This window comes from Streptomyces sp. NPDC046939, from assembly GCF_040644575.1.
Lineage (GTDB): Bacteria > Actinomycetota > Actinomycetes > Streptomycetales > Streptomycetaceae > Streptomyces.
This window is the reverse complement of record NZ_JBEYWV010000020.1, coordinates 169,985-177,372: the sequence shown is the minus strand read 5'-3', so window position 1 is coordinate 177,372 and position 7,388 is coordinate 169,985. Positions and strand designations below refer to the sequence as shown.

Sequence of the window (7,388 nt, the reverse complement as noted above, 5' to 3'; positions counted from 1 at the left end):
ATGACGCAGGGCGCCGTCGACTACCGCTCGCGCCTTCCCCGACGGCGCGCCCCTGAGATGGCGCACGGAGTGCGCATCTCAGGGGCGCGGGGAACTGCGCGACCAGCCACGACGGGCCCGCGGACTCGCTTCGGCCCCGAGGGGCACGGCGCTGACGAGGGTGCGCCAGCCTCACCCGGAGGTGCTGGAGCGGGGCCGGTACAGTGAGTGGGTCGTCATATGCGTGGCCCAGGGGAAGCCGGTGGGAGTCCGGCGCTGATCCCGCAGCCGTCACAGCCGGAATGCCTGGGCCGCGTCGTGATCGGCTCAGGACCGTCGAGGCATACGGGGCCGGAGCCGCCCGGTGCCCATGTGCCGTGCCGCCCGGTCCCCCGCAGGGAGAGGCACCCGCCGCACCATGAACATTCGCCGCAGCGCCGCGCTCGTCGCCGCGACCGTCGCGATCGGCGCCGTGAGCGCGCAGGCCGCGTTCGCCGACGGTGCTGCCAGTGCCTCCCCCTCGCCGAAGCCCGTCGTCCCCTCGGGCCTGTACGGCAAGACCGACCCGACGTACGACGGCGTGTGGCGCCAGTCACTCGCGCTGATCGCCCAGGACACCGTCGGCGTGAAGCCCGCGGACAAGGCGGTCACGTGGCTCGCGGGGCAGCAGTGCGAGAACGGCGCCTGGGGCGCCTTCCGCGCCGAACCCGGCAAGGCGTGCGACGCCAAGACCCCGGTCGACAGCAACAGCACGGCCGCCGCCGTCCAGGCGCTCGCCGCGGTCGGCGGCCGGGACGGCGAGGTCGCCAAGGGCGTCGACTGGCTGAAGAAGGCGCAGAACGGTGACGGGGGCTGGGGCTACAACCTGGGCGGCGACAGTGACGCCAACTCCACCTCCGTCGTCATCGGCGCACTCGTCGCCGCCGGTGAGAAGCCCGCCGAGGTGAAGTCCGGCCCGGGCAAGTCCCCGTTCGACGCCCTCGCCTCCCTCGCCCTGCCCTGTTCCGCCGGGAAGAACGGCGGCGGCGCCCTCGCCTACCAGCCCGACAAGAAGGGCAAGCTCGCGGCGAACGCCGACGCCACCGCGGCCGGCGTCCTGGGCGCGCTCGGTACCGGCTTCGCGCCCGGGAAGGGCAAGGCCCCGGACGCGTACACGTGCGAGGACGGCAGGACACCGGAGGCGGTCGCGCGCAACGGCGCCGTCTACCTCCAGAACCAGCTCTCCACGCACCTGTACCTGAAGTCGCAGCTCGCCGGGGCCGAGGACCAGCCCGACTACGGCAACACGGCGGACGCGGTCGTCGCGGTCGCCGCCGCCGAGGGCGTGAAGTACACGAAGGACCCGTACGCCTGGCTGGAGAAGAACGCGAAGGGCTGGGCCGCAAAGTCCGGCCCCGCCGCGTACGCCCAGCTCATCTTCGCCGCGCACGCGACCGGCAACGACCCGCGCGACTTCGCGGGCACCGATCTGGTCAGTGCTCTGAACAAGACGGGCCCGGCGCCCGCCTCCGCGAAGGCGGCCGACGAGGACGAGGACAAGGACGACAAGAGCGACGGCTTCGGCACCTGGTGGATCGTCGGCGTCATGTTCGTCGCCGCCGTGGGCGCGGGCTTCCTGCTCAGCGGCCGCAAGAAGCAGCAGCCGTGACCCGTACGAGAACGACGGCCGCGCTCGTCCTGGGCCTGCTGGCCGCACTGCTCGCCCTGACGGCCGTCCCCGCGCAGGCGGCGGGCTACCGCTACTGGTCGTTCTGGGAGCGGGGCGACGGCGCCTGGACCTACGCCTCCATGGGACCGTCCGGCACGCGGCCGTCCGACGGTGACGTGCAGGGCTTCCGTTTCTCCGTGAGCGCGGACTCCAAGGACGCCACGCAACCGCGCGGCACCACCGACTTCACCACGATCTGCGCCGGCACCGAGCCCAAGGCCGACACCAAGCGCGTAGCCCTGGTCATCGACTTCGGCACAGGTCAGGACGCCCCCGGCGGCGAGACACCGCCGAAGGCGCGTACGGCCTGCGCGCAGGTCGGCGCGGACGCGACGACGGCCGACGCGCTGGCCTCGGTCGCGAAGCCGCTGCGCTACGACAGCAACGCGCTGCTGTGCGCCATCTCCGGCTACCCGCACAGCGGCTGCGGCGAGCAGGTGACGGACTCCTCGGAGACGAAGTCCGCGAGCCCGGCCAAGTCCTCGCACTCGGGTCCGTCCGTCGGAGTGGTCGCCGGGATCGCCGTCGTCGCCGCGCTCGGCGTCGGCGCGATCTGGCAGGCCAAGCGCCGCCGCGGCTGACGCGATGACCGGCCGTACGCTGCGGGCCCCGCGGGCCCACCGTTCCAATGCCGTGCACCCGGGCGCCTGGTGGGTCTGGGCGCTCGGCCTGGGCACGGCGGCGTCCCGCACGACGAACCCGCTGCTCCTCGCACTCCTGATCGGGGTCGCGGGCTACGTGGTGGCGGCGCGGCGCACGGAGGCCCCGTGGGCGCGCTCGTACGGGGCGTTCGTGAAGCTGGGCCTGGCGGTGATCGCCGTCCGCCTGCTCTTCGCCGCGCTCCTGGGCTCCCCCATCCCGGGCACGCACCTCCTCTTCATGCTCCCGGAGATCCCGCTCCCCGACTGGGCGCAAGGGGTCCGGATCGGCGGCAAGGTCACTCTCGAGGGCCTGACCTTCGCGTTCTACGACGGCCTGAAACTGGCGACGCTCCTCATCTGCGTAGGAGCGGCGAACGCCCTGGCCTCCCCCTCCCGCCTCCTGAAATCGCTCCCCGGCGCGCTCTACGAGGCAGGCGTAGCGGTGGTCGTAGCCATGACCTTCGCCCCGAACCTGATCGCGGACGTCCGCCGCCTCCGCGCGGCCCGCCGTCTGCGCGGCCGCCCGGACAGCGGACTGCACGGCCTGCTCCAGGTCGGCCTCCCGGTCCTGGAAGGCGCCCTGGAGCGCTCGGTGTCCCTGGCGGCGGCGATGGACGCCCGCGGCTACGGCCGTACGGCGAAGGTCCCCGCCCCGGTCCGCCGGGCGACGGCGGCGCTCACCCTGGGCGGCCTGATCGGCGTCTGCGCGGGCACGTACGGCCTCCTCGCCGCGTCGGGAGCCGCCTACGGCCTCCCGGTGCTCCTCATCGGCACGGCGTCGGCGCTGGCGGGCCTGTGGCTGGGCGGCCGCCGCTCGGTCCGCACCCGCTACCGCCCGGACGTCTGGGGCGTACGGGCCTGGCTGATCGCGGCGTCAGGCGCGGCGACGGCCACGCTGATGATCTGGACGTCGACGACGGACCCGGCGGCACTCCAGCCCCAGATCGTCCCCCTGACCACGCCCACCCTCCCCCTGTGGCCGGCGGCGGGCATCCTCCTGGCGCTGCTCCCCGCGGTCGTGGCCCCGGCCCCCGACCGCCCCTCCACCGACCGCCCGCCGAAGGCACCCCGATGATCCACTTCGAGAACGTCTCCGTCCGCTACGACGACGCCGAGCACCCCACCCTCACCGGCATCGACCTGACGGTGCCGGAAGGCGAGTTGATGCTGCTTGCGGGCCCCTCGGGGGTCGGCAAATCAACCCTCCTCGGTGCGGTCAGCGGACTCGTACCGCACTTCACGGGAGGCACGCTCACCGGCAGGGTCACGGTCGCGGGCCGGGACACCCGCACGCACAAGCCCCGCGAACTGGCGGACGTGGTCGGCACGGTGGGCCAGGACCCGCTCGCGCACTTCGTCACGGACACGGTCGAGGACGAACTCGCGTACGGCATGGAATCCCTGGGCCTGGCACCCCCCACCATGCGCCGCCGGGTCGAGGAAACCCTGGACCTCCTGGGCCTGGCCCCGCTCCGCGACCGCCCGATCACCACCCTCTCCGGCGGTCAGCAACAGCGCGTGGCGATCGGCTCGGTCCTGACGACGCACCCCCAGGTCCTGGTCCTGGACGAACCGACATCGGCGCTCGATCCGGCGGCGGCGGAAGAGGTCTTGGCGGTGCTCCAACGCCTGGTCCACGACCTCGGCACGACGATCCTGATGGCGGAGCACCGCCTGGAACGAGTGGTCCAGTACGCGGACCAGGTGGCTCTGCTCCCCGCGCCCGGAGAACCCCTCGTGGTCGGAGACCCGGCGACAGTGATGGCACGGTCCCCTGTGTACCCGCCTGTGGTGGGCCTGGGCCGGTTGGCGGGCTGGACCCCCCTCCCCCTCACAGTGAGGGACGCGCGGCGCGCGGCCGCGGGTCTACGGTCCCGCCTTGCCGACGCAGCCCCGTCTCCCGACCACCCGTCCACCGTGGCTGGTCGCGCAGTTCCCCGCGCCCCTGGCGGGATTGGTCTCGCCCGCGTCAGCAATCTGATGGTCCGCCGAGGACGGGTGGAAGCCCTGCGCCACGTGAATCTGAACGTGGCGAGCGGCGAGATCGTCGCGCTCATGGGGCGCAACGGCGCCGGGAAATCGACACTACTTGCCACGCTGACCGGGATGATCAAGCCGACAAGCGGCACCGCGGAAGTGAACGGAAGGGCACCCCACCGACTGTCCCCCCGCGAATTGATCCGCAACGTGGGGCTGGTCCCCCAGGAACCCCGGGACCTGCTCTGCGCGGACACGGTGGAGGCGGAGTGCGCGGCGGCGGACAAGGACGCCGCCGCGGAACCCGGCACCTGCCGCGCCCTGCTCTCAGAACTCCTCCCGGGGATCGGGGACGACACCCACCCCCGCGACCTCTCCGAGGGCCAGCGCCTCACCCTCGCCCTGGCGATCGTGCTGGCGGCCGCCCCGCCCCTGCTCCTCCTGGACGAACCGACCCGGGGCCTGGACTACGCGGCGAAGGAGCGCCTGACGACGATCCTCCGCGACCTCTCCTCCCAGGGCCACGCGATCATCATGGCAACCCATGACGTGGAGCTGGCGGCCGAGCTGACGCACCGGGTGGCCATCCTCGCGGACGGCGAGGTGGTGGCCGACGGCCCGACCCCGGAGACGGTCACGTCCTCCCCCTCCTTCGCGCCCCAGGTGGCGAAGATCCTGGCTCCGCAGCCCTGGCTGACGGTCGGCCAGGTCAGGGAGGCGTTGTCGTGACGGACGAAGGACCGGAGGCGAGGCCGCACACGAAACAGGAGGGGACGCGTCGGGGTGCCCCCGCAGGACACCGCGGGAACTCAGCACCGGACGACCCGCCTATGGCGTCGGGTGGCGACCGGACCGATCCGGCCGAGGAGGTACGCCGGCGTGGCCCCGCCCCACTTCGCAAGAGAGGGCGCAACGACCCCGCCGTCCATGACCGCCAGGCCAATCCCGTCCGCCTGGGCCCGCGCTCCGTCGCCGCCCTGCTGATGGTCAGCGCGGTGGGCGTCATCGCGATCGGCTGGCCGCTGATCACCGGCCCCGGCTCCCAGCTCACCGCCCACGCCCAGGACGCCCCATGGCTCTTCGCGGGCCTGCTCGTCCTCCTCGTGGCCGTGGTCGCGGCGACGATCTCCGAGTCGGGCATGGGCCCGAAAGCCGTGGCGATGCTCGGCGTCCTGGCCGCCGCCGGAGCCGCCCTGCGCCCGATCGGCGCGGGCACGGCGGGCATCGAGCCGATGTTCTTCCTGATGGTGCTGAGCGGCCGCGTCCTCGGCCCGGGCTTCGGCTTCGTGCTCGGCTCCCTCAGCATGTTCGCCTCGGCCCTGCTGACCGGCGGCGTCGGCCCGTGGATGCCGTTCCAGATGCTGTCGATGGGCTGGTTCACGATGGGCGCGGGCCTGCTCCCGGCCCCGCACACCCTGCGCGGCCGCGCCGAGCGCGCCATGCTCGCCGCCTACGGCTTCCTCGCCGCGTTCGCGTACGGCACGATCATGAACCTGGCCGGCTGGCCGTTCATGAACGCGCTGGCCTCCTCGGTCGCGTACCAGCCGGACGCATCGCTCCACGACAACCTGGCCCGCTTCCTCGCGTACTGCGCGGCGACGTCGCTCGGCTGGGACCTGGGCAGGGCCGCGCTGACCGTGGTCCTGACGCTGACGGCGGGCGGCGCGGTCCTGAAGGCACTGCGCAGGGCGACACGAAGGGCGGCGTTCGAGACCCCGGTGACGTTCACCACCGACAAGCCCTAACCAGCCGAAGCGGAAGCCGAGGCCAGAGAGGCAAACCACCGCACCACCTGGGGCGCGGCCTTCCGAAACCCCCCGAAGTGATCGACGGCCCCTTGGTCGAGCACGGGCACGGACCGCTCCACCCCATTCTCCCGCAACCGCGCGACACAGCTCCGCGCGTTCCCGATGGGCACATCGGTGTCCCCGGCCGAGGCGTACAACCGCACGGGGACGTCGGGCTTCCAGGCACAGGCCCCGTCATTGGCGGCCAGCATCCGCTTCAGCGCCCCGGTCGGCCGCCGCATCTGCGCCGCGTACGAGGGAGTGAGCAGCTCCCGCACGCTCCCGGGCAGCGCCTTGAACACGTCCTCCTCGGTGTGCTCACTGTCGTAGAGGGCCTCGACGCGCCGGTCGTACGGCGCGCGGAAGACGTCGCGCGGGTCCTTCCACAGGGGGTGCAGCCGGTTCTGGGCGGCGAGCAGGTAGGACGCGTAGAGCAGCCCGCTGGTGTCGTTGACCCGCCCGTCGAAGAGGGCGGGGACCTCGACCCCGGACAGGTCGTACGGCCCGCTGACGGGCGCGAGCGCGCGCAGCCGGAAGTGCCGGTCGCCGCCGGTCTGCAGCGTGGCGCCCAGGGCCATGGCGACCTGCCCGCCCTGGGAGAACCCGGTGGCGTACACGTCGCCGCTGAGCGACCGTCCGAGTCGGCCGACGGCGTGCCGGGCGGCGCGCAGCATGTCGAGGGAGGCGGTGACGGAGGAGGCGGTGTCCATGTAGGGGTGGGTCCCGGGCCCGCGGCCGAGGCCGAGGTAGTCGGGCGCGGCGACGGCCGCGCCGGCGGAGGCGTGAAGGTAGGAGGGCACGCGCCCGATGTCGTCGCCGACGGAGGGCGCGTACGCGCGGTCGACCATGGTGCCGTGGGTGTCGGAGACGAGGCGGAGCCGGTGCCGGGGCCCGTCGGGGAGGGTGAGGAGCCCGGTGGCGGTGGTGGGCCGCCCGTGGGGGTCGAGGGTCCGGTAGGTGAGCCGGTAGGCGCGCACTCCGTAGCGGCCGGCGCCGGCCTCCATGTCCTGCCCGCGCAGCCACCGCGCGACGCCGTCCCGGTCGAGGGCGGCGACGCGGTGGACGGAGACGAGCGAGCCCCGCGGTTCGCGGGCGTGCCCGTGGGCGACGGGGGCGGCGATGCCTCCGGCGAGGGCCAGGGCGACAACGAGGGAAACGGCGCGAAGCCCGCCCGAACTCTCGCCGGTACCAACCAACTTGACGCTGTGATGAGTCATACCGGGACGCTACGAAGAACGCGCACACCCCCACCACCCGACCCACCCCCGGACAGCGGTGGACGAAACTCCCCCCGAC

Annotated in this window: 6 protein-coding genes and 1 riboswitch; of the genes, 5 read left to right on the top strand and 1 reads right to left on the bottom strand. The window is 73.4% G+C overall.

Annotated features, from left to right (window positions below; genetic code table 11):
- Positions 1-232: 232 nt before the first annotated feature.
- Positions 233-286, top strand: a riboswitch (cobalamin riboswitch).
- A gap of 111 nt (positions 287-397) precedes the next feature.
- The 5 genes from ABZ877_RS22805 to ABZ877_RS22785 all read left to right on the top strand — a co-directional run bounded on the left by ABZ877_RS22805 (position 398) and on the right by ABZ877_RS22785 (position 6,050).
- Positions 398-1,627, top strand: a complete 1,230-nt coding sequence (locus ABZ877_RS22805) for a prenyltransferase/squalene oxidase repeat-containing protein (protein WP_361074076.1) — start codon at positions 398-400, stop codon at positions 1,625-1,627.
- Complete coding sequence (locus ABZ877_RS22800) at positions 1,624-2,268, top strand: SCO2322 family protein (RefSeq protein WP_361074074.1); 645 nt, start codon at positions 1,624-1,626, stop codon at positions 2,266-2,268. Before ABZ877_RS22805 ends, ABZ877_RS22800 begins: the two co-directional genes overlap by 4 nt.
- Positions 2,269-2,272: 4 nt before the next feature.
- Positions 2,273-3,403, top strand: coding sequence for an energy-coupling factor transporter transmembrane component T (locus tag ABZ877_RS22795; protein ID WP_361074072.1), 1,131 nt, complete (start codon positions 2,273-2,275; stop codon positions 3,401-3,403).
- The gene (locus ABZ877_RS22790; RefSeq protein ID WP_361074070.1) at positions 3,400-5,034 is read left to right on the top strand and encodes an ATP-binding cassette domain-containing protein; all 1,635 of its coding nucleotides are present in this window, start codon (positions 3,400-3,402) and stop codon (positions 5,032-5,034) included. Before ABZ877_RS22795 ends, ABZ877_RS22790 begins: the two co-directional genes overlap by 4 nt.
- 101 nt (positions 5,035-5,135) lie before the next feature.
- The gene (locus ABZ877_RS22785; RefSeq protein WP_361074069.1) at positions 5,136-6,050 is read left to right on the top strand and encodes an ECF transporter S component; all 915 of its coding nucleotides are present in this window, start codon (positions 5,136-5,138) and stop codon (positions 6,048-6,050) included.
- Here the strand turns inward: ABZ877_RS22785 and ABZ877_RS22780 are convergent.
- Complete coding sequence (locus ABZ877_RS22780; protein WP_361074067.1) at positions 6,047-7,309, bottom strand: alpha/beta hydrolase; 1,263 nt, start codon at positions 7,307-7,309, stop codon at positions 6,047-6,049. The genes ABZ877_RS22785 and ABZ877_RS22780 overlap by 4 nt on opposite strands.
- Positions 7,310-7,388: the final 79 nt, after the last annotated feature.

Bases quoted from the DNA above. Each gene is read 5' to 3' on its own strand.
- ABZ877_RS22805 (WP_361074076.1), top strand. From the start codon at position 398: ATGAACATTCGCCGCAGCGCCGCGCTCGTCGCCGCGACCGTCGCGATC.
- ABZ877_RS22785 (WP_361074069.1), top strand. From the start codon at position 5,136: ATGGCGTCGGGTGGCGACCGGACCGATCCGGCCGAGGAGGTACGCCGG.
- ABZ877_RS22790 (WP_361074070.1), top strand. From the start codon at position 3,400: ATGATCCACTTCGAGAACGTCTCCGTCCGCTACGACGACGCCGAGCAC.
- ABZ877_RS22795 (WP_361074072.1), top strand. From the start codon at position 2,273: ATGACCGGCCGTACGCTGCGGGCCCCGCGGGCCCACCGTTCCAATGCC.
- ABZ877_RS22780 (WP_361074067.1), bottom strand. From the start codon at position 7,309: ATGACTCATCACAGCGTCAAGTTGGTTGGTACCGGCGAGAGTTCGGGC.